The sequence below is a fragment of the Acidovorax sp. GW101-3H11 genome (genome assembly GCF_001633105.1).
Taxonomy (GTDB): domain Bacteria; phylum Pseudomonadota; class Gammaproteobacteria; order Burkholderiales; family Burkholderiaceae_C; genus Acidovorax.
In genome coordinates this window covers 102,503-124,093 of the sequence record NZ_LUKZ01000011.1, presented here as the reverse complement: position 1 = coordinate 124,093, position 21,591 = coordinate 102,503, and the positions used below count along the sequence as shown (strand labels likewise).

General features: G+C 66.6%; 21 protein-coding genes. 13 read left to right on the top strand and 8 right to left on the bottom strand.

The window, feature by feature from the left end; all coding sequences use genetic code 11:
* Window positions 1-33: 33 nt before the first annotated feature.
* The 3 genes from A1D30_RS12585 to fdxA form a co-directional block, all read right to left on the bottom strand.
* The gene (locus A1D30_RS12585; protein WP_063461062.1) at window positions 34-756 is read right to left on the bottom strand and encodes a TetR/AcrR family transcriptional regulator; all 723 of its coding nucleotides are present in this window, start codon (window positions 754-756) and stop codon (window positions 34-36) included.
* 51 nt (window positions 757-807) lie between these two features.
* Complete coding sequence (locus A1D30_RS12580) at window positions 808-1,584, bottom strand: ferredoxin--NADP reductase (protein ID WP_063461061.1); 777 nt, start codon at window positions 1,582-1,584, stop codon at window positions 808-810.
* Between the two features lie 76 nt (window positions 1,585-1,660).
* A complete protein-coding gene (gene fdxA, locus A1D30_RS12575; protein ID WP_056057161.1) occupies window positions 1,661-1,990 on the bottom strand; it encodes a ferredoxin FdxA in 330 nt (109 codons plus the stop codon).
* 175 nt (window positions 1,991-2,165) lie between these two features.
* On the opposite strand from fdxA, the gene A1D30_RS12570 reads away from it, so the two are divergent.
* The 12 genes from A1D30_RS12570 (at window position 2,166) to A1D30_RS12515 (ending at window position 17,485) form a co-directional block, all read left to right on the top strand.
* The gene (locus A1D30_RS12570) at window positions 2,166-3,785 is read left to right on the top strand and encodes a hypothetical protein (protein WP_063461079.1); all 1,620 of its coding nucleotides are present in this window, start codon (window positions 2,166-2,168) and stop codon (window positions 3,783-3,785) included.
* Between the two features lie 152 nt (window positions 3,786-3,937).
* On the top strand, window positions 3,938-4,858 hold the full coding sequence (locus tag A1D30_RS12565) for a UPF0280 family protein (protein ID WP_063461060.1): 921 nt from the start codon (window positions 3,938-3,940) through the stop codon (window positions 4,856-4,858).
* 21 nt (window positions 4,859-4,879) lie between these two features.
* Window positions 4,880-5,521, top strand: coding sequence for an amino acid synthesis family protein (locus tag A1D30_RS12560; RefSeq protein ID WP_063461059.1), 642 nt, complete (start codon window positions 4,880-4,882; stop codon window positions 5,519-5,521).
* A 55-nt stretch (window positions 5,522-5,576) separates the two neighbouring features.
* On the top strand, window positions 5,577-6,161 hold the full coding sequence (locus tag A1D30_RS12555; RefSeq protein WP_063461058.1) for an amino acid synthesis family protein: 585 nt from the start codon (window positions 5,577-5,579) through the stop codon (window positions 6,159-6,161).
* Window positions 6,162-6,241: 80 nt separating this feature from the next.
* A complete protein-coding gene (locus A1D30_RS12550; RefSeq protein ID WP_063461057.1) occupies window positions 6,242-7,453 on the top strand; it encodes an ABC transporter substrate-binding protein in 1,212 nt (403 codons plus the stop codon).
* 167 nt (window positions 7,454-7,620) lie between these two features.
* Window positions 7,621-9,528: an ABC transporter permease gene (locus A1D30_RS12545; protein ID WP_063461056.1), complete on the top strand. Its 1,908-nt coding sequence runs from the start codon at window positions 7,621-7,623 to the stop codon at window positions 9,526-9,528.
* Window positions 9,525-10,307: an ABC transporter ATP-binding protein gene (locus A1D30_RS12540; RefSeq protein WP_063461055.1), complete on the top strand. Its 783-nt coding sequence runs from the start codon at window positions 9,525-9,527 to the stop codon at window positions 10,305-10,307. The genes A1D30_RS12545 and A1D30_RS12540 overlap by 4 nt, the downstream gene beginning before the upstream one ends.
* 2 nt (window positions 10,308-10,309) lie before the next feature.
* On the top strand, window positions 10,310-11,053 hold the full coding sequence (locus A1D30_RS12535; RefSeq protein WP_063461078.1) for an ABC transporter ATP-binding protein: 744 nt from the start codon (window positions 10,310-10,312) through the stop codon (window positions 11,051-11,053).
* Between the two features lie 129 nt (window positions 11,054-11,182).
* Window positions 11,183-12,355: an ABC transporter substrate-binding protein gene (locus A1D30_RS12530; protein ID WP_199865978.1), complete on the top strand. Its 1,173-nt coding sequence runs from the start codon at window positions 11,183-11,185 to the stop codon at window positions 12,353-12,355.
* Between the two features lie 17 nt (window positions 12,356-12,372).
* Window positions 12,373-12,879 (top strand): (2Fe-2S)-binding protein, encoded by a 507-nt coding sequence (locus A1D30_RS12525; RefSeq protein WP_063461054.1) that lies wholly within the window; start codon window positions 12,373-12,375, stop codon window positions 12,877-12,879.
* Window positions 12,876-16,607, top strand: coding sequence for a molybdopterin cofactor-binding domain-containing protein (locus tag A1D30_RS12520; protein ID WP_063461053.1), 3,732 nt, complete (start codon window positions 12,876-12,878; stop codon window positions 16,605-16,607). Before A1D30_RS12525 ends, A1D30_RS12520 begins: the two co-directional genes overlap by 4 nt.
* Window positions 16,608-16,774: 167 nt before the next feature.
* Complete coding sequence (locus A1D30_RS12515; protein WP_082836432.1) at window positions 16,775-17,485, top strand: hypothetical protein; 711 nt, start codon at window positions 16,775-16,777, stop codon at window positions 17,483-17,485.
* Between the two features lie 413 nt (window positions 17,486-17,898).
* Here the strand turns inward: A1D30_RS12515 and A1D30_RS12505 are convergent, their stop codons facing one another.
* Window positions 17,899-18,438, bottom strand: a complete 540-nt coding sequence (locus A1D30_RS12505; RefSeq protein WP_242421877.1) for an EVE domain-containing protein — start codon at window positions 18,436-18,438, stop codon at window positions 17,899-17,901.
* Between the two features lie 101 nt (window positions 18,439-18,539).
* Window positions 18,540-19,160 (bottom strand): LysE family transporter, encoded by a 621-nt coding sequence (locus A1D30_RS12500; protein WP_063461051.1) that lies wholly within the window; start codon window positions 19,158-19,160, stop codon window positions 18,540-18,542.
* A 101-nt stretch (window positions 19,161-19,261) separates the two neighbouring features.
* On the opposite strand from A1D30_RS12500, the gene A1D30_RS12495 reads away from it, so the two are divergent.
* Window positions 19,262-19,711: an Lrp/AsnC family transcriptional regulator gene (locus A1D30_RS12495; protein WP_015012065.1), complete on the top strand. Its 450-nt coding sequence runs from the start codon at window positions 19,262-19,264 to the stop codon at window positions 19,709-19,711.
* 8 nt (window positions 19,712-19,719) lie between these two features.
* Here the strand turns inward: A1D30_RS12495 and A1D30_RS12490 are convergent, their stop codons facing one another.
* The 3 genes from A1D30_RS12490 to A1D30_RS12480 form a co-directional block, all read right to left on the bottom strand.
* Window positions 19,720-20,148, bottom strand: coding sequence for a VOC family protein (locus A1D30_RS12490; protein ID WP_063461050.1), 429 nt, complete (start codon window positions 20,146-20,148; stop codon window positions 19,720-19,722).
* A gap of 38 nt (window positions 20,149-20,186) precedes the next feature.
* Window positions 20,187-20,564: a VOC family protein gene (locus A1D30_RS12485; RefSeq protein ID WP_063461074.1), complete on the bottom strand. Its 378-nt coding sequence runs from the start codon at window positions 20,562-20,564 to the stop codon at window positions 20,187-20,189.
* A 99-nt stretch (window positions 20,565-20,663) separates the two neighbouring features.
* The gene (locus tag A1D30_RS12480) at window positions 20,664-21,545 is read right to left on the bottom strand and encodes a helix-turn-helix domain-containing protein (RefSeq protein ID WP_082836434.1); all 882 of its coding nucleotides are present in this window, start codon (window positions 21,543-21,545) and stop codon (window positions 20,664-20,666) included.
* Window positions 21,546-21,591: the final 46 nt, after the last annotated feature.

The following is a 21,591-nucleotide window of genomic DNA, read 5'->3' as shown; positions in this document are numbered from 1 at the left end:
GCGGCACTCCGCAGGGAAAAATCTCTTGTTGGTTCAGGCCGCCGCTGCTGCCTTGCCCTTGGGCAGGTGGGGGCCGGGTGCCACGGTGCGCAGCACGCTGTCGATGACAAACGTCTCCCAGTGCGCCAGGGCGTCGGGCGTCTCCAGGTCTTCGCCCAGAAAGGCCGACAGCGTGTGCCGGTTGGACATGTAGAAGTAGCCCGTGGCGGCGATCAGCAGGTACACATCGCGCGCCGACACGTCCTTGCGGAACAGGCCCTGTGCCTGGCCGCTCTCCAGCACGCGGCGGATCATCTCGATGGCGGGCGACGAATATTCGCGGGCGCGCATCGACTTGGAAATGTGCTTGCCCTTGTGCAGGTTTTCGGTGTTGAGCAGCGTGATGAACTCGGGGTTCTTGCGGTAGTAGCTCACCACGAAGCGGATCACCGCCTGCAGGGCCTCGATGGGCTTGTCCGTGGCCAGATCGAGCTTGGATTCCGCGTCGTTCATGCGCCGGTAGGTTTCCTCCAGCACCTCGATGAACAGGCCTTCCTTGCTGCCGAAGTAGTAGTAGATCATCCGGTCGAAGGACTTGGCCGCCTTGGAGATCTTCTCCACGCTGCCGCCTTCGTAGCCGTAGCGGGCGAACACCTTGGTCGCCGCCTTCAGGATGTTGTCGCGCGTGGTCTGAGCGGCCTGCTCGCGCACGCCCGTCTTGCGGGTAGAGGCTGCGCGGGGGGACGCGGTCCGGGTCTTGGTGGGAGTGGCAGACATGGCGGGTCCTGGTGGATGGGGCGGGCCCGCAGGGCGGGGCCCGCCGGGGGATCACTGCTCTGCGAACGCGCGTTCGATCACGAAGTCGCCGGGCTTCGTGGTGTTGCCCTCCTTGAAGCCACGCTCTTCCATCATGTGCTTGAGGTCGCGCAGCATCTCGGGGCTGCCGCAGATCATCACGCGGTCTTCTGCGGGGTTCAGCGCGGGCAGGCCCAGGTCGCGCGCCATCTGGCCGTTTTCGATCACGGTGGTCACGCGGCCCTGGTTCTTGAAGGGCTCGCGCGTCACGGTGGGGTAGTACTTGAGCTGCTTGCTCACGATTTCGCCCAGGAACTCGTGCTTTGGCAGCTCCTCGGTGATGTAGTCGTGGTAGGCCAGTTCCTTCACCTCGCGCACGCCGTGCACCAGGATGACCTCTTCGAACTTCTCATAGGTCTCGGGGTCGCGCATCAGGCTCAGGAACGGGGCCACACCCGTGCCGGTGGAGAGCATGTACAGGCGCTTGGCGGGCAGCAGGTAGTCGATCAGCAGGGTGCCGGTGGGCTTCTTGCCCACCACGATGGTGTCACCCACCTGGATGTGCTGCAGGCGCGAGGTCAGCGGGCCGTCGGGCACCTTGATCGACAGAAATTCGAGGTGCTCTTCGTAGTTGGCGCTGGCAATGCTGTAGGCGCGCAGCAGGGGTTTGCCGTTCTCGCCGCGCAGGCCAATCATCGTGAAATGGCCGTTGGAGAAGCGCAGCGCGGTGTCGCGCGTGGTGGTGAAGGAGAAAAGGCGGTCCGTCCAGTGGTGGACGGACAGGACGCGTTCTTCAAGAAAGGCGCTCATGGTGCGTTAGATGGAAAAGTTGGAAACAAATAAGAAATCTGGCTGAAGCTGGCTCAAATTCAGGGGCCCAAGCGCTCTACAGCGCAATGTTCAGGCCTGAAAGCTTGTGGCTCACAACCCTCCATTGTTCCGCATCTGGCAAAGCCGCTTTTCTTTTGGTGATTGTGGGCAGCGTGGGCGCCAGCTTTTTGTTGAACTGCAGGAAGATTTCCATGCCTTCGGGCAGGTCGTCTTCGGCATAGATGGCGTTGGCCGGGCACTCCGGAATGCACACCGCGCAGTCGATGCATTCGTCAGGGTCGATCACGAGGTATTCCGGCCCCTCCTTGAAGCAATCCACCGGGCACACATCGACGCAGTCGGTGTACTTGCACCGAATGCATGCGTCCGTCACAACGTGCGTCATTTTGGGGCTCCTCGTGCACCGGTTTTGGGGGTGCGAAAACACCATTGCAGAGTCTGGTTGATTCCGCTACATTGACATCGAATGTAGTGTTCACAACATTTAAGTTAAGTGAATGCTACACAAAATGCAATGCGCATACAAGCACTTGCAACAAAGCAATGAATGGGTCGCCACGATGACTGAACACACCAAGACCGATGGGTTGCCGGGCATGGATGCGCCAGAGCTGCCGCAGGTGCTGGAGCGCGCCCGGCCCCGCAACGAGCGCATGAACGCTGCCAAGGTTGAGTGCAATGCGTGCCCGGTGCTGTGCCAGATTTCCGAAGGCCGCGCAGGCGCTTGCGACCGCTATGCCAACCAGGCGGGCGTGCTGGTGCGGCTGGACCCGGTGGTGCTGCTGCGCAAGACGCTGGAGGCAGGCGAGGCCACGCTGGTGCCGTTTGCGGGCCGTGCCGAGGCTGCTGAAGGCGCTGATGCAGAGGCGGCTCCAGAACCCGCGTGGAACGGCGATCTGCTGCTGTCTGAAGAAGTGTTCGTGACGGGTGTGGGCTCGTCCACCACCTATCCCGACTACAAGCCTGCGCCCTTCATCGTGGGCTCCCAAACCGATGGCGTGGACATGGTCACCGTGGTCACCGAGGGCATCTTCAGCTACTGCAGCTTCAAGGTGAAGATCGACACCGACCGCTTCCTCGGCTCCGAGCAGGCCAACGTGCGCTGCAAGGGCGAGGTGGTGGGCCATGTGACCACGGCCGAATATGGCTCGCAGATGCTGTCGCTGGGCGGTGTGCACCACCTCACGGGCGGCACCAAAAAAGAAGGCCGCATCACCGCCGAGATGATGCAAGCCCTGGGCAACAAGCAGGCCGTGGAGTTCACCATTGATGGCGGCTCGCAGCTTGTGATCCAGGCGGGGCGCGCACCCATCGTCAACGGTGTGGCCGAGCAGCGCATGCGCGTGGGCTGCGGCTCGGCGGCCATTGGCATCTTTGCGCGCCAGTTCTTTGGCCATGCCGACGAGGTTGTGGTAGTGGACGACCACATCACCGGCGTGCTAACCGAACACCAGGCGGGTCGCTGTCTGGACATGAAGCCCTCGGGCATCCAGATGCGCGGGCGCAAGTCCACGCCGGGGCGGTACTTTCAGGTCGCGAACCCGGGCACCGGCTGGGGCGGAACCGACATTGCCGACCCGCTGTCCATCATCGAGGGCTGGGACGAATCCGTGGCCTGGCCGGGGCTGCGCTTGTTGATGACCTCCACCACCGGGGAGCATGCCTCCTGGTACGTGCTGGACGCGCAACTCCATCCGGTGGAGGCCGAGATGCCTGCCGAAGTGCGTCGCATCGTGGACCGCATCGGCGAAAACTGCGAGCCCTCGCTGGCCTCCGTGCTGTTCCTTGGCGGTGCAGGCGGCAGCCTGCGCGCAGGGGTCACCGAGAACCCGGTGCTGCTCACGCGCTCCATCAAGAACGCGCTGGTCAACGTGACCTGTGGCGGTGCCCCCGCCTATGTATGGCCGGGCGGCGGTATCACCGTGATGGCCGACGTGCTGCGCATGCCCGACAACAGCTTTGGCACCGTGCCCACGCCCGCCATCGTGGCGCCCATCGAGTTCAGCATGCGCCGTGCAGACTACGAAGCGCTGGGCGGCCACACCGAGCAGATCCGCAGCCTGCGCGAGGTGCTGGAGCGTGGTGCATGGCACAACGACGGTGCACCGCAGGCGCGTGTGTGGCAAACCTTGCCTGCTGCCAACCCGTGGCCGCTCGGTCGCCCACCTCTGCTGGGTTGATATGAAACACCCCCTGAGTCGCTTCGCGCCTTCCCCCTTCAGGGGGACGACGCCCTCGCTGCGGGGCGGCCCTTGCTCGGCGTCCCTGGCGTGGACCGCGCCGGTGTTTACGGCTGCGGGCGGTGCGCCCTGCGGTGAATACTGAAACGTACATGCAAGCCGTTCGCAAGCTCCTGTCCGACGGCCGCTGGCATTTCCAGCACGGGCCGATGGACCTCATCCTCCAGGCCGAAGGCGCGCCCGACGCCGTGGCCCAGGCGCACGAGCGTGCGTGGCAACGTTTTGAAGGGCTGCTGCAGGAGTTGGTGAATGAACTTCCCGGCCTGCGGGCGCCGGTGGGTGAACACTGCGCGGTGCAGGGCGTGGTGGCGCGCCGCATGTGGGCCGCCTGCAGTCCCTACCGCGCAGGCTTCATCACATCGATGGCGGCGGTGGCGGGTGCGGTGGCGCAGGAGATTCTGGTCTGCTACGACCAGCAGGGCGTAGGCCGCGCCTGGGTCAACAACGGGGGCGACATTGCGCTGCACCTGGCGCCCGGCCAGTCGGTCACGGTGGGGGTGTACGCTGATATCGCTGCACTGAACGCCGCACAGTTGCACCACGGCCTGGTGCTGGATGGGCAGATCCGCATCGACAGCGCCATGCCGGTGCGCGGTGTGGCCACCAGTGGCTGGCGCGGGCGCAGCCAGTCGCTGGGCATTGCAGACAGTGTCACCGTGCTGGCGCGTACGGCGGCGCAGGCCGATGCGGCAGCAACCATCGTGGCCAACGCGGTGGATGTGGCCGATGCGCGGATTGTGCGCAGGCCTGCGTGGCAGGTGCGGGACGACAGCGACCTGGGGGCCATTCCAGTCACCGTGGATGTCCCTGCCTTGCCCAGGGAGCTGGTGGCCCGGGCCTTGCACCAGGGGCTGCAAAAAGCGCAAGAATTGCAGTCCAGCGGCCTGCTGTGGTTTGCGCTGTTGGCGTGCCAGGGGCAGTGGGTGGCGACCTCGGCACCCCAGACGCTGGCGAACGCGGTGTGGCCCCGGAATGCGGTGGCGGAATCGGAAGTTGGTTCAGTATTTGCTTAACGAATTGCACAGGTCTCCAAAATGATCCAGATACGACGCGTTTTTACCCATCTTGAGGAAATCCGGCACGAATTCGGGCCGGTGGCCGATGTGCCGCTGCTGCGTGGTGCCATCGGCGCGGTGCTGACCAATCCGTTTGCGGGCCGGTACGAGCCCGACATCCTGCCCATGATGGACGCGCTGCAGGACGTAGGGCTGGACATGGCGCAGCGCCTCCTGAAGGCCATGGGCGTGCCTGCGGAGCGCATCGAGACCTATGGCAAGGGCGCCATCGTGGGCGCGGCCGGAGAACTGGAGCACGGCGCGCTGTGGCACGTGCCCGGTGGCTACGCCATGCGCGAGCTGCTGGGCTGGAAGGGCGACCGCAACGCTTATGCCAAAGGCCAGGCCGAAGAGAAGACGGGGCAGCCCGCCAACGCGTTGTCCATCGTGCCCTCCACCAAGAAGGTGGGTGGCCCCGGTGCGGCGCTGGATGTGCCGCTGACGCACATCAACGCCAGCTATGTGCGCAGCCATTTCGACGCGATCGAAGTGCGTGTTCCGGGCGCGCCATCTGCCGACGAGATCGTGTTCATACTTGCCATGACCACGGGCCCGCGCATCCACGCCCGCGTGGGGGGGCTCAAGGCGGCAGACGTCAGCCAGTGGAACGGCCTGCGCTGAGCCGCCCGCCGACCCGCACACCATCGAACAAGACAAGATCCCAAGGAGCCAAAAAATGCCAGCCAAGATTCGAAAGATCATCGTCCAGACCGACGAGGTCCGCGTGGAAATGGGGCGTGACGTTCAGCCCCCGGTGCGCAAGGCGCTGGCCATGGCCGTGATCGAGAACCCCTTTGCCGGACGCTATGTGGAAAACCTGGACGAACTCATCGCCATCGGTGAGGAGCTGGGAGGCCTTCTGGGCGCCCGCTGCGTGCAGGCCCTGGGCATTGCCCCGGGCGATGCGCACAGCTACGGCAAGGCCGCCATCGTGGGCGAGGCGGGCGAGCTGGAGCACGCCGCCGCCATCCTCCACCCCAAGCTGGGCGCACCACTGCGTGTGGCTGTCGAGAAGGGTGCCGCGTTGGTCCCATCCAGCAAGAAGATGGGCGGCCTCGGCACGGCCATCGACGTGCCGCTGGGCCACAAGGATGCGGCTTATGTGCGCAGCCATTTCGACGCCATGGAAGCCCGGGTGGCCGATGCCCCGCGGGCCAATGAAATCGTGGTGGCCGTTGTCGTGACCGACAGCGGGCGGCCGTTGCCACGTGTCGGCGGCCTCACGGCCTCTGAAATAAAAGGCGTTGACGGCCTGCGCTGAGCCCGGCGCGCGTACAACACACACCTGTCCTGTCTCACCCCCGTTCGATCTCTCTCCAACCATCCTTCAGGAGTCTCCCCATGACGATGCGACGAAACCTCATGCGTGCCACGGCTGCGGCTGCACTGGCTCTTACCCTGGCCCCTGTTTTTGCCCAGGGCGTGATCAAGATTGGCGAGGTCAACAGCTACAAGGCACAGCCTGCTTTCCTGGAGCCCTACAAGAAAGGCATGGAGCTGGCGGTCGATGAGATCAACGCTGCGGGCGGCGTCAATGGCAAAAAGATCGAACTGATCACGCGCGACGACAACGCCAACCCCGGCGACGCCGTTCGCGTGGCCGAAGAGCTGGTGTCGCGCGAGAAGGTCGATGTGCTGGCTGGCACCTTCCTGTCGAACACCGGCCTGGCGGTGGCCGACTTCGCCAAGCAAAAGAAGTTCTTCTTTCTCGCAGGCGAGCCGCTGACTGACAAGATGACCTGGCAAGGCGGCAACCAGTACACCTTCCGCCTGCGCCCCGGCACCTACATGCAGGCCGCCATGCTGGTGCCTGAGGCCGCCAAGATGAAGAAAAAGCGCTGGGCCGTGGTCTACCCCAACTACGAATACGGCCAGTCCGCCGTGGCGGCGTTCAAACAACTGCTCAAGGCTGCCCAGCCTGATGTGGAGTTTGTGGCTGAACAAGCCACGCCCCTGGGCCGGGTGGATGCCGGCAGCGTGGTGCAAGCGCTGTCGGACGCCAAGCCCGACGCTGTCTTCAACGTGCTGTTCGGCGCGGACTTGTCGAAGTTCGTGCGCGAAGGCAATACGCGCGGCCTTTTCAAGGGCATCGAGGTGGTCAGCGTGCTGACGGGCGAGCCGGAATACCTGGACCCGTTGAAAGATGAGGCACCCAACGGTTGGCTGGTGACCGGCTATCCCTGGTACGGCATCAACACCCCCGCACACAAGGCGTTCGAGCAGGCGTACCAGGCCAAGTTCAAGGACTACCCGCGCCTGGGTTCGGTGGTGGGCTACAGCATGATCAAGTCGGCCGCGGCCGGTATTGCCAAAGCCAAGAGCACCGACACCGACAAACTGGTTGCTGCCTTCAAGGGTCTGCAGGTAGACACCCCGTTCGGCAAGATCACCTACCGGCCTGAAGACCACCAGGCCACCATGGGCGCGTTTGTCGGTCGCACCAAGAACGAAGGCGGCAAGGGCGTGATGGTGGATTACGTCTACCTGGATGGCGCCGATGCCAAGTACCAGCCGTCCGCTGCCGACGTGAAGAAGTCACGAAGCGCTGATTGATTCCCTCTGAGGTCTGAGGCGCCTGCCGCGCCTCGGTCCCGGCAGACGCTACCGGCGGTCCGGCACAGCCGGATTTCTGGTGGCGCTGGCTGGGGCGTGTCTGGCTTCTTTCATGTGCTGCGAGTGATGCGCAACACGGGTGGTGATGACTTGAGGGTTTATCGAACATGAGTTTTTCGGGTTTCATCGTCCAGCTCATCAACGGGCTGGCGAGCGCGTCGTCGCTGTTCCTCGTGGCGGCGGGTTTGTCGCTGATCTTTGGCGTGACCCGCATCGTGAACTTTGCCCATGGCTCGTTCTTCATGGTGGGCATCTACGTTGCGTACTCGCTGGTCGAGCGCCTGAGTGGTGCCCTGGGCTTCTGGGTGGCCTTGCCGCTGGCAGCGCTGATCGTTGGCGTGCTGGGGGCGCTGATCGAGGTGGTGCTGCTGCGCCGCATCTACAAGGCGCCCGAGCTGTTCCAGCTGCTGGCCACGTTTGCCCTGGTGCTGGTCATCAAGGACGCGGTGCTGTGGCTCTGGGGCCCCGACGAACTGCTGGGCCCGCGCGCGCCGGGCCTTTCGGGTTCCGTGAGCCTGCTGGGGCGGCAGTTCCCCAGCTACGACCTGTTCCTCATCGTGGTCGGGCCGCTGGTGCTGGGCGCGGTCTGGCTGCTGCTCACGCGCACCCGGTTTGGCACGCTGGTGCGTGCCGCCACGCAAGACCGCGAGATGGTGAGCGCCCTGGGCGTCAACCAGGCCTGGTTGTTCACGGCCGTGTTTGCGCTGGGCGCGATGCTGGCCGGGCTGGGTGGCGCACTGCAGCTGCCACGCGAGCCCGCCACGTTGGAGATGGACCTGCACACCATCGGTGCCGCCTTCGTGGTGGTGGTGGTGGGCGGAATGGGTTCCATCCCGGGCGCGTATGCCGCAGCCCTGCTGATCTCCGAGATCAAGGCCATCTGCATCTGGCTGGGTGTGGTCGATGTGTTCGGCCTGAGTGTTTCGTTTTCCAAGCTGACCCTGGTGGTGGATTTTCTGGTGATGGCAGTGGTGCTGGTCTGGCGCCCGTGGGGCCTGTTTGGCCGGCCGCAGGCGCCCAGCCGCTACGTGGGCATGCAGGAGGAGCCTCTGCGTCGGCCTGGCAAGGCCTACCTGGTGGCGGCCGCGGTGCTGGGCCTGCTGCTGGCAGCGGCGCCGGTGCTCACCGCGCAGTCACCGTACACCACGGTGCTGCTGATTGACCTGCTGATCGCAGCGCTGTTTGCGGCCAGCCTTCACTTCATCATGGGGCCTGCGGGCATGCACTCCTTCGGCCATGCCGCCTACTTTGGGCTGGGCGCTTATGGCGCGGCCCTGCTGGTGCGCTCGCTCGGGCTACCCATGGAGATCGCACTGGTGGTGGCGCCGCTGGTGGCGGCGGCCGGGGCGTTTGTCTACGGGTGGTTTGCAGTGCGGCTGTCGGGTGTGTACCTCGCCATGCTGACGCTGGCCTTCGCCCAGATCACCTGGGCCATCACCTACCAGTGGGACAGTTTCACGGGGGGCAGCAACGGCCTCACAGGCGTGTGGCCTGCGGCCTGGCTGGCAGACAAGCGCATGTACTACTGGCTCACGCTGGCACTGGTGGGGGCGGGGGTGTGGTGGCTGCGCCGCGTGTTGTTCTCGCCGTTTGGCTATGCGCTGCGCGCAGGCCGCGACTCTGTGCTGCGGGCCGATGCCATTGGTATCGATGTCAAGCGCATGCAGTGGGCAGCGTTTGTGGTGGCGGGCACGGCTGCAGGGCTGGCAGGGGCACTGTATGCGTTCTCCAAGGGCAGCATTTCGCCGGAGTCGCTGGCCGTGGGCAAATCGGTGGACGGGCTGGTGATGGTGCTGCTCGGCGGCATCCAGACGCTGGCGGGCCCCGTGGTGGGTGCGGTCACCTTCACCTGGCTGCACGACACCGTGGCGCGCAACACCGACTACTGGCGCGCCATGCTGGGCGCCATCATCCTCATCCTGGTGCTGCTGTTTCCGCAGGGCATCGCGGGCACCATCAAGCAGATTTTTGACAATATGCGCGACGCCAAGAACACCAAGGAGGGCACGGCATGAGCCTCCTCAAAGTCACCGGTCTGGGCAAATCGTTTGGCGGCGTCAAGGCGGTGGATGGCATCCACTTCGAACTCGCTGCGGGTGAGCTGCTGGCACTCATCGGCCCCAACGGCGCGGGCAAGTCCACCACCTTCAACATGGTCAACGGCCAGCTGCCTGCTGACGCAGGCTCCATCCAGCTCAATGGCCAGGAGCTGGTGGGCCGCAAGCCGCGCGACATCTGGCGCATGGGCGTGGGCCGCACCTTTCAGATCGCCGAAACCTTTGCATCGCTGACGGTGGTGGAGAACGTGCAGATGGCACTGATCTCCAACGACGGTCTGCTGTTCTCCCTGTGGCGCAGGGCTGCCGACCACAAACGCGACGAAGCCTTGGCGCTGCTCGACCAGGTGGGCATGAAGTCGCAGGCCGACCGCCCCTGCAGCGTGCTGGCGTATGGCGATGTGAAGCGTGTGGAGCTGGCGATTGCCATGGCCAACTCGCCCAAGCTGCTGCTCATGGACGAACCCACCGCAGGCATGGCGCCCAAGGAGCGCAACGAGCTCATGGCGCTGACCAAGCAGCTGGTGATCGACCGCAATATGGCTGTGCTCTTCACCGAGCACAGCATGGACGTGGTGTTTGCATACGCCGACCGCATGATCGTGCTGGCGCGGGGGCGCCTGATTGCCGAGGGCAAGCCGCTGGAGCTGCGCGACCACCCCAAGGTGCAGGAGGTGTACTTCGGCACCGGAAAAACGTTTGAGAAGAAAGCCGCAGCCACTGCGGAGGCGGCATGACCATGACGACCCACAACCCTAAAGAACTGCTGCTCCAGGCCAAGGGCCTGCAGGCCTGGTACGGTGCTGCGCAAATCCTGTACGACGTGGATCTGGACGTTCGCCGTGGCGAAGTCGTGGCCTTGATGGGCCGCAACGGCGCAGGCAAGTCCACCACGCTCAAGACGCTGATGGGCATGCTGGCCAAGCGCAAGGGCAGCATCCAGTTCATGGGCCGCGACCTCTCCAGAACCGACCCGCACGACGCCGCGCGCCTGGGCCTGGGCTTTGTGCCCGAAGACCGCCGCGTGTTTACCGACCTCACGGTGATGGAGAACCTGGAAGTGGGCCGCCAGCCCGCGCGCCACTGGCCCGACGGCACGGCCGCCCCGGTGTGGACGCCCGAGCGCCTGTTCAAGCTCTTCCCCAACCTGGGCGAGATGCCCCAGCGCCCCGGCGGCCGCATGAGCGGCGGCGAACAGCAGATGCTCACCGTGGCCCGCACGCTCATGGGCAACCCGTATCTGGTGCTGCTGGACGAACCGTCAGAAGGTGTGGCCCCTGTCATCGTGGAGCAGATGGCGCACATGATTCTGGAGCTGAAGGAGCAGGGCGTGAGCATCCTGCTGTCCGAGCAGAACATGCACTTTGCCGAGTTGGTCTCCGACCGCGCCTATGTGCTCGAAAAGGGCCAGATCCGTTACCAGGCCAGCATGGAAGAGCTGGCCGCCAACGACGAGGTGCGGCGCGCCTACCTCAGCGTCTGACCTCCGCTACCAACGGCACTGTGGTGTGCGGCCCACGTGTGCTGTTGGTTACAAAAAACACCTCTGCAAGCACTTGCACGATGTTTGTGCTCCCACGGAAACTTTGCCTTTTGATGTAAGGAGCACTACATGAAGTGTCGAGGAGTGGAGGATGGATGCATCGACCGCCGCAGCGCCATGGTGGGCCTGGCGGTGGCAGGGTTGGCATGGGCAGGCCCGGCGGCCGCCGAAACCGGGGTGACGGACACCCGCATAAAGGTAGGGCAGTCGGCCGTGTTCACCGGCCCGGCCAAGGATTTCGGGGTGGACTACAAGGCGGGCATTGCGCTGGCGTTCGACAAGGTGAACAAGACCGGCGGCGTGCAGGGGCGCACGCTGGAGCTGGTGTCGCACGATGACGCGTACGAGCCCAAGAAGACCGCCGAGAACACGGCCAAGCTCATTGACGAAGACAAGGTCTTCGCCCTGATCGGCTATGTGGCCACCGGCAACCTCATCGCCGCCATGCCCCTGGCAGAGAAGGCGGGCGTGCCCATGTTCGCGCCGCTGGTGGGCACCACCTCGTTTCGCACCACACACAACCGCTACCTGTTCCACGTGCGCGCCAGCTACGAGACCGAGCTGCGCAAGATCGTGGGCCACCTGGCCACGCTGGGCATCAACAACATCGCCGTCATTTACCAGAACAGCGCGTTTGGCAAATCCAACCTCGACACCTGCCTGCAGATCGCCCAGGGCCTGAAGGTCAAGGTGGTCGATTCCGTGCCCATGGAGATCGCCGCCACCGACGCCAAGCCCCAGGTGGCGCAGCTCACCAAGGGCCAGCCGGGCGCCGTGGTGATGATCATGGCGGGCAAGATGGTGGAGGTGTTCCTGCGCGACTATCGGGCGGCGGGCGCGGCGTCGCCGCTGTACACCATCTCGGTGGGTATCACCGATGCACCGGGGTCTGCGCAGCGCCTGAATGGCGGCATCGAAGGGCTGGTCACGGCCAGCATCGTGCCATCGCCGCAGGCCAGCCGTCTGGCCATCGTGGCCGACTACCGCAAGGACCGCGCGGACGCGGGCGAGAAGATCGACAGCTACACCATGCTGGAGGGCTACATTGCCGCGCGCGTGTTTGTTGAAGGTGTCAAGCGCGCAGGCAAAGCGCTCACGCGCGAAGGCTTCATCAAGGCCATGGAAGACATGGGCACCACCAAGATCGGCGACTTTCCGCTGGTGTACGGCCCTAACAACCACAATGGCTCCAACTTTGTGGACCTGGAGATGTACACACGCAGCGGGTCGCTGCGACGCTGAGAACACCCCACCGAGACATGCACGCGCCTGCTTCAATATCCCCGGTCGTCGTCAATGGCCAGCCGTTTGCCCTGCCGAAGAGCACCTTGGCCAGCGCCACGCTGCTGCATGTGCTGCGCAACGACCTGTTGCTCAACGGCCCCAAGTACGGCTGTGGCCTGGGGCAGTGTGGTGCCTGCACGGTGCTGGTGGACGGCATTGCCGCGCGGGCCTGCGTGATCCCGGCGCAGGGCGTGGCGGGCCGCGAGGTGACCACGCTGGAAGGGCTGCCCGGGCGTTGCAGCCGCACCGCAGGACTTCACCCGGTGCAGCAAGCCTTTGTGGATGAGCAGGCCGCGCAATGCGGCTATTGCCTCAATGGAATGGTGATGATGGCCGTGGCCCTGCTGGAGCGCAATCCAGACCCCGACGAAGCCGCCGTACGCCGCGAGCTGTCGGGCAACCTGTGCCGCTGCGGCACGCATGTCGAAATCATCCGCGCCGTGCTGCGCGCAGCCCAGTTGATGCGCGAGGCCCAGGCATGAACACGCCTCCATCCCTGCGCGCCCACAGCCCGCTCACCCGCGCCGACTTCCATGCTGCACAGGGCGTGCTGCTGGTGGTGCGCAACCCGCCGCCCGCACCACCGCCCGTCAAGGGCCAGCCCGCGCTGGTGGCCGGTAACCCGGCCGAGGGTGTGGAGATACTGATCGCCGTGTGGGACGACGGCAGCGTGACCGCGCTCAACGGCCATGTGGACCTGGGCACCGGCATCCGCACCGCACTCGCGCAGATCGTGGCCGAAGAACTGGACGTGCCCTTGGCGCAGGTGAACATGGTGCTGGGCGACACCACGCGCGCCCCCAACCAGGGCGCCACCATCGCCAGTGCATCCATCCAGATCCACGCCAAGCCCCTGCGCACCGCTGCCGCGCAGGCGCGCCACTGGCTGGTGGCCCAGGCCGCAGAGCGGCTGGGCGTGCCGGTGGAGGCAATGCAGGTGCGTGCCGGTGTGGTGCAGGTCACTGCAGACCCGTCGCGCCAAGTGGCCTACGGCGCGCTGCTGGCGGGCGCGCACACCACGCTGGAGCTGGTGGACGCCACACCCACCAAGGCCGCCGCCGATTACACCGTGGTCGGCCAGTCCGTACCGCGTGTGGACATCCCCGCCAAGGTCAGTGGCGAGCTGGTGTTTGTGCACGACATGCGCGTACCCGGCATGCTGCACGGCCGCGTGGTGCGCCCGCCGTATGCGGGGGCCGACCATGGTGACTTCATCGGCAACACGCTGGAATCGGTGGACCAGCAGTCCATCGCCCACATCCCCGGCATCCGCGCCGTGGTGGTGATCCGCGACTTTGTGGGTATCGTGGCCGAGCGCGAGGAGCAGGCCGAGCAGGCGCTGCGCGAGCTGAAAGTGCGCTGGAAAGACTGGCCCGGCTTTCCGCGCCAGGACAGCGCCGAGGCGCTGGAGCAGGCCATACGCGCCAACCCCGCCACGCAGCGCCGCCTGGTGGACGAGGGCGATGTGGAGGGCGTCCTGGCCGCGCTGTCCGCCGACGGCCAGCCCATGCCGCGCACCTATGTGTGGCCGTACCAGATGCATGGCTCCATCGGCCCGTCCTGCGCGGTGGCCGAATGGCGCAGTGATGACAGCACGGGCCGCCCGCGCATGAACGTGTGGGCTGGCACGCAAAACCCCCATGTGCTGCGCGCCGACCTGGCCCGCCTGATGGGCGTGGGCGATGTGGACATCGACCTCATCCGCATGGAGGCCGCCGGCTGCTACGGCCGCAACGGTGCCGACGACGTGGCCGCCGATGCGGCGCTGCTGTCACGCGCCGTGGGTGCCCCGGTGCGCGTGCAGCTCACGCGCGAGCAGGAGCATTTGTGGGAGCCCAAGGGCACGGCGCAGCTCATGCAGGTGCGCGGCGGGCTCAAGGCCGATGGCACCGTGGCGGCGTACGACTTCGAGACGTCCTACCCCTCCAACGGCGCGCCCACGCTGGCCCTGCTGCTCACCCGCACCATCGAGCCCGTGGCCCAGGCCTACGAAATGGGCGACCGCACGGCGCGCCCGCCCTACCAGTACGACAACCTGCGCGTGGCCGTCAACGACATGCCGCCCATCGTGCGCGCGTCATGGCTGCGCGGCGTTTCGGCGCTGCCCAATTCGTTTGCGCACGAATCGTATGTGGACGAACTGGCGACGGCGGCGGGTGTGGACCCGGTGCAGTTTCGCCTGCAGTTGCTGAACGACCCGCGCGCTGCCGAGCTGGTGCAGGCCACGGCCGAGAAGGCGGGCTGGATTCGCCGCACCGGCCCGCAACAGCACCCGCTGGATGGAGACTGGGTGCAAGGCCAGGGCTTTGCCTATGCCCGCTACATCCACAGCAAATGGCCCGGGTTTGGCGCGGCCTGGGCGGCCTGGGTGGCCGATGTGGAGGTCAACAAAAAGACCGGTGAGGTGCACGTGCGCCGTGTGGTCGTGGGGCACGACGCGGGCCTGATGGTGAACCCCGCCGGTGTGGAGCAGCAGGTGCACGGCAACGTGCTGCAGACCACCAGCCGCGCGCTCAAGGAGCAGGTGACGTTCGAGCCCGTCAAGCAGGCCGTGGACAACCGCGAATGGGGCAGCTACCCCATCCTGAGCTTCCGCGAGGTGCCGGTCATCGAGGTCATGCACATGCCCCGGCAGGACGAAGCGCCGCTGGGCTCCGGCGAGTCGTCGTCCGTGCCGGGCACAGCGGCCATTGCCAACGCGATCTTCGACGCCACGGGCGTGCGCTTTCGTGCGCCGCCCTTCACGCCCGAGGTGGTGCGCGCTGGGCTCAATCCCTTGCCCGGTGGCGCGGGCAATGCCGCCGCTAGCGGAAGCCCGCCTGCGGAACAAGCCGAAGTGCTGTCCACGCTGGAACTCCCCGCGCCCACCGTGCCTGCCAGCGCCACATGGCCCGCTAAACGCAGCCCCTGGGCCCGCGCGCTCGCTCTCGTCGCCGGTGGCATCGCCATGGGTGCGGCGCTGCTGGGCTGGCGCCCCTCCATCGCGCCCGTGGTGCAGACGGTGGGCGCGTCGGTCTACAACGCTGCCACCATCGAACGCGGCCGCCTGCTGGCCGCTGCGGGCGACTGCGCGGTGTGCCACACCGCCCCAGGCGGCACGCCCAACACGGGCGGCCGCGCCATGGAAACTCCATTCGGCAAGATCTACACCACCAACCTCACGCCCGATGCGGAGACTGGCATCGGCCAGTGGTCCTTCAGTGCCTTCCAGCGCGCCATGCGCGAAGGCATCTCTCAGGGCGGCAAGCACCTGTACCCCGCGTTCCCCTACACCTCGTTCGCGAAGATGAGCGACGACGACCTGACCGCGCTGTACGCCTACCTCATGGCGCAGCCCGCCGTGCGGGCTGAGGTGCCCAAGACCGAGCTGACCTTCCCCTTCAGCGTGCGCCCCCTCATGGCCGGCTGGAACGCGCTGTTCCACGACGCCACCCCTTTCAAGCCGGACCCGACCCGCCCGCCTGAATGGAATCGGGGCGCCTACCTGGTGCAGGGCGTGGGCCACTGCGGCGCCTGCCACACGCCGCGCAATGCGCTGGGGGCCGAGTTGGGCGGGGCTGCGTTCCTCTCGGGCGCCATGATTGATGGCTGGGAGGCGCCTGCGCTCACCGGCCTGTCAAAGGCGCCCGTGCCGTGGACGGCCGATGCGCTGTATGGCTACCTGCGCCACGGCCACAGCCCGCAGCATGGCAGCGCCTCCGGCCCCATGGCGCCCGTGGTGCGCGAGCTGGCGCACTTGCCCGACGACGACATCCGCGCCATGGCAAGCTACCTGGCCTCGTTCACCGCTGCGGAAGCCGCTACCCAGCCTGTGTCTGACCCGCAGCAGCGCGCCCAAACCGCCGTGGCCCAGGCCGCTGCGCTGGCCCCGCAACCCGGCCAGGCCCAGCGCCTCTTCGATGGCGCCTGCGCCGCCTGCCACCACGATGGCGACGGGCCAAAGCTGCTGGGCGTGAACGTGCCCCTGGCGCTCAACAGCAACCTGCACAGCGACCGGCCCGACAACCTGCTGCAGGTCATCGTGCACGGCATCCGCGAGCCCGCCGCGCGGGACATCGGCTTCATGCCCGGCTTTGGCCACGCGCTCAGCGATGCGCAGATCACCGAGCTGGCGGGCTATATGCGCCAGCGTTACGCACCGGGCCGCCCGGCATGGCGCGATGTGCCCGAGGCATTGGCGCGAGTGCGGGCGGGGCCAGCGCATCCCTAGACCGGGGAGACGATCTTGCAGCCCGCGTCTGCGCGATCATCAACACGGTTTTGAAGCCTTTTGGTGCTGATGCGCTAGTGGAATATGTGCGAGCAGCTATCAAAAATGGAGCAATCGCAGGTCCCGTATTCAGCCCGACAATCGGGCTGCACCACTGCCCACACACCATGACAGCTGCCGCCCCCCTGCCGTCACACAGCGCCTTGCCTGCAACGCACCGGCGCATGCAGCGCACAGGCGGGGCCGCAACGCTGGCCCTGTGTTGCCTGGCCCTCACGGCTTGCGGGCCGGATGTGCAGGGGTCGCCCAAGCCGCCCCCGGCGTTTGGCCCGGTGCAGAGCAGCTGGTTCGGCTGCCCGTCCCTGCAAGGGGTGTACGCCTGGCCGCCGGTGGCGCCCGCGGGTGTGCGGGGCAGCCTGCCGTTTTTTACCGGCTCCGCCGAGATGCAGGTCTGGGTGCAGCAGCAGCGCGGCGAAACCACGCTGCGCACGCGCACCATCAACCGCGCGCGCAACGTGCGCAACTCGCTCACCCGGCAGTGGAGCCTGGTCACCTACAGCGGCGCACAGGCCCGCTGCAGCTCCGGCATGCTCGACCTGGCTCCGCAGAGCGCGTTGCCGGGCAAGGAGCCTGGAAGCTCCGGCGTGCTGCAGGGTTTTCGTCTGGCGCTGCTCAAGGATGGCGGGCTGGCCGTAGGCAAGCGCACCCTCAGCACCGGCAACAAGGGCTCTTACTTCTCGTGGGGCGGGCAATCCTACGGCAGCTACGACGCGCCCGATGTGGAGACCTGGACCTGGTTCAAGCTGGCCCGTACTGCAGCGGGGGGCAGCGAGCCGCCCGTCATCGACGCCTACGTGCCCGGTGCCACCTCTCCATAAGCCCCTTGGTTGCAGAGCGGCGCGCGAAAAAAGCCGCGAACTTCCCCGTTTATCGCCCCACCGCCTGCGCCGCCACCTCGGCACAGTGGCATCGGGGCTTGGTCCATGGTGGGGCAGGCCCGGGTGCCCGCCTCTTGGTTGTGGTGGGCGCTCACGTCATCGGCCTGCCCTAGCGGCGGCCGCCCACTGTCGTTCAAGGAGAAGACCATGCCCGCTAGCGAACTGGAAGTCCACGAGATCGTGCTGCGACTGCTGCGCGAAGGCTATGCCGCCCTGACCGTCGCCCAACGCCGGGTGGTGGACACGCTGATGGCGGTGTGCTGACGCCCGCCTGCGGGGTGTTCGTGGGCATCTCGGGGCTGATTTGAAGCCTTTTTGGCCGCCTGCGCGTGCGCCTATTGCCCAAGGTGCTATCAAAAATGTAGTGATTCCAGCTCGGCCTGCATCGCCCGCGCAATCAGGCGCATGTCGTGGTCGTTCACGGCCAACAGCCCAAAGCGGAACTTGCTGCCCCAGCGCTGGCGGTCGTCCACAAACTCAAAGTCGTCCAGCAGCGGCGCAATCGAAGCCTCGCGCGCAGGCACATAGGCCACGTCCCGGCGCGAGGGCACAAACCCGCCGCCCATGTCAAACGCATACGGCGCACCCGGCTGCACGATGCCAATCGAGACAAACGCCTGCAGCCGGTCCTTGCCACCCATCGTGATGGTGGGCGCGTAGTACGCCACGCGGTCGCCAGGGCGTATGCGCTGCAGCGGCGCCACCTTGCCATGGCACACCTGCATGTAGCCCGGGCCCGGCGTGGCGCAGCCCCGGCGGGCGTGCTGGGCGCAGGCCACGGCGATCCAGTTGCGGCGCGTGGTGGCTGCAGAGGTCGCTGCCGACACGGGCATGTCGTTGCGCGCAGGCGCGGCATCCGGCCAAAGGGGGTGTTGCAGCACGGCGTCGGTCATGAGAAAGCTCCTGGTCAAAGAAGCCACCGATGGTGCGGCCGTGCTGCTGACACCGCAGTGTCAGTACCTTTGCAGCATCCCTGTCAGCACCGCACGACCCCTCAGACCAACTGCCCCCACTGCCACAACGCAAATCCGCCCAGCAGCAGGGCCGACGCCCGGTTGATGCGCTGGCGCCAGGCGGGCGTAAAGCGCTGCCGTTGGTAGGCAATCGCACTGGTCAGCAGCAGCCACCAGGCGGCAGAGCCCGCCAGCACGCCCGCCACCATCCACAGCGGCGACGGCAGGCTGGGCCGGCCGCCACCCAGCGAGCCAAACACGGCAATGAACGACACGATGGTGGCCGGGTTGGCCAGTGTCAGCGCAAACGTGCCGGCAGCCAGGCCCAGCAGGCCCTGCGCGTCGCGGGCGGGTGCGGCGGTGTGGGCCACCGGCGCGCGCCAGGTGCGCCAGGCCATCACCAGCAGCAGTGCGCCACCGCCCAGCGCCAGCGGCGTCTTGGCCTGGGTCAGCCCATCGATGAGCCAGCGCACGCTGAAGGCGCCCACGGCGCCATACACCGCATCGGCTGCAGCGGCGCCCAGGCCCGTGGCCAGCCCGGCCGCCAGGCCCCGCTCCAGGGTGCGTTGCATGGTCAACAGGCCAATGGGGCCCACAGGGGCCGCAATGAGCACGCCGATGACGGCGGCTTGCAGAAACACGGTGATTGAAGTGAAGTCCATGCACCGATGCTAGGGCGGCAGCGGGCGGTGGAGAATGCAGAAAATTCGGCGAATCCCGCATTGGGTTTCGTTTTTTTCTGTGCCAATCGATAAAGGCTTGTATGGAAGTCGATGACAAAGCCTGGCGCCTGATCAGCGCACTGCAGGCCGATGGCCGCGCCTCGCTCAAGGAACTGGCCGAGGCCGTGGGCCTGTCGGTGCCCGCCACGCTGGAGCGCCTGCGCCGCCTGCAAGAGGCGGGCGTGGTGCGCGGCGTGCATGCCGACATCGACCCCGCCAAGGTCGGCTATGGCGTGCGGGCGGTGGTCGGCATCAACGTGCCGCAGCCCGGCAAGAAGGCGCTGATCGACAAGCTGCGCCAGTCGCCCCAGGTGCTTGAATGCCACCACGTGAGCGGCAACGACTCGTACGTGATGCAGGTCGTGGCGCGCGACCTGCCCGATCTGGAGCGCTTTCTGGGCGACATCAACGGCTATGGCGAAACACGCACGTCCATCGTGTTCTCCACGCCCATCCCGCTGCGCGGCCTGGCCCGGCCGGAGGCGGGCTGACTCACCCCTCAGAACGTGATCTTCACCGACGCCGCACTGCGCTGGGCGTCGCCATGGAACACGGCCTCGATGTTGTTGCCATCCGGGTCCAGCACAAACGCAGCGTAGTAGCCGGGGTGGTAAGGGCGCTCGCCCGGCGCACCGTTGTCGGTGCCACCATGGGCCAGCGCAGCGCGGTAGAACGCATCCACCATCGCCCGGTCCCGGGCCTGAAACGCCAAGTGCGTGCGCCCCGTCAGGTGCCCTTGCGCGGCAGGGCTGTCGGCCAACGACACAAACAGCTCGTCGGCCCAGAAGTAGCCCTCGTCCGCCCCGCCCATGGGCACCTGCAGGGCCTGCAGCACCGCTGCGTAGAAGGCCTGGCTGGCCGCCAGGTCGCGCACGACCAGCTGCACATGGTCAAACAGCCTGCCCCGGTGGATTTCTTGCGCTTCCATGCTGTGCTCCTTTTGTAGACCGTCGGTGCGTCCTGGCTTCAATCCGGCGCGTGCAGACCCACGCGGTTGCCATCCAGATCGTGGATGTGCGCAAAGAACCCCATGCCCGGCGGCAGCGCCTGGCGGGGCAGGGCCACGCGGCCGCCGTGGGCCACCGCGCGGTCCAGCGCGGCGTCGAGCGAGGGCGATGCGTCCAGGTACACCAGCGTGCCGCTGCCCGACACCTGCGGGGCAGTTGGCCCCATCATCAGCGCGCCGCCTGCGCCATCGGCTTCGGGGTCGTAGGCAAACACAGCGCCTTCGCTCGGGCCCATGTTCTCGCGGCGCATGGGCTGGCCCAGCACGGCCTCGTAAAAGGCCTGGGCGCGGTCCAGCTGGGTGGTGGGGATTTCGAACCAGGCGATGGCATTTTTCATGAAAGGCTCCTTGTCGTTCAATGGGTGATGGAAAGAAAGAAGCCCCGATGGTGAGCGGGGGCTGCTGACAGCGGCGTGTCAGCAGCCTGTCACCCGCCATCACATCGCTGGGGCGGGCGCCGATGCCGCCACCTGCGCCCGAAACGCACGTGGTGACAGCCCCGCGTCGCGCGTGAAGGCGCGGGTGAAGTACGCCGGGTCGGCATAGCCCAGCGTGTAGGCAATGGTGGCCACGCCCAGGTGGGTGTAGGCCAGGTTGCGCCGCGCCTCGCGCATCAGCCGCGCCTCTATCAGCCGCTGGGCCGACACGCCGGTGGCGGCCCGCGCCACGCGGCTCAGGTGCGTGGGCGACACGGCCAGCGCCCGCGCATAGTCCGCCACCTGCCAGTGCTCCAGAAAATGCGCCTCGATCAGCGCCTCCAGCCGCTGTACCAGGCTGGACTCTGGCGCTGCCGCGTCGCCCGGGCTGTGCTCTTCCATCGCGCGGGCCACCCAGCCCAGCAGCGTGGCGCTCAAGCCCCGCAGCACCAGCGCACGCGCCTTGGCGCGGCCCGAGAACTCCTGCCAGACCTGGCCCATGGCCTGGTGCAGCTGTGGCGGCGCGGGCGCCACGGCGGGCCGCGCCAGGTCGCGCCGCACATCGCCCACGCGCACAAAAATCTCGTCCATCAGTTCATCGGCCAGCGTGGCCACCCAGCCCTGCGTGTGCTGCGTAAAGCGGAATGCGTGCACATGCCCTTGCGGCACGTTGATGAGCGCACCGGCAAACAGCGGCACCCGCTCGCCGTCCAGGTGCGCCATGCCCCCACCCGAGGTGATCAGCAGCACCTGGTGCAGCCGCGTGTGCCGGTGCGGCGCCAGCTCCCAGTCGTGCAGCACCGAGCGCTCGGCAATCGTCTCGCAGTGCAGCACATCGGGCAGGTGCTGCGACTCGCCAAACAGGCTGTACGAGCGGATGCCATCGATGTTCGAAAAGTGCATGTTCTGGCTCCATCCGTCCATTCAACGCGGCGACTGTGCCACGTAT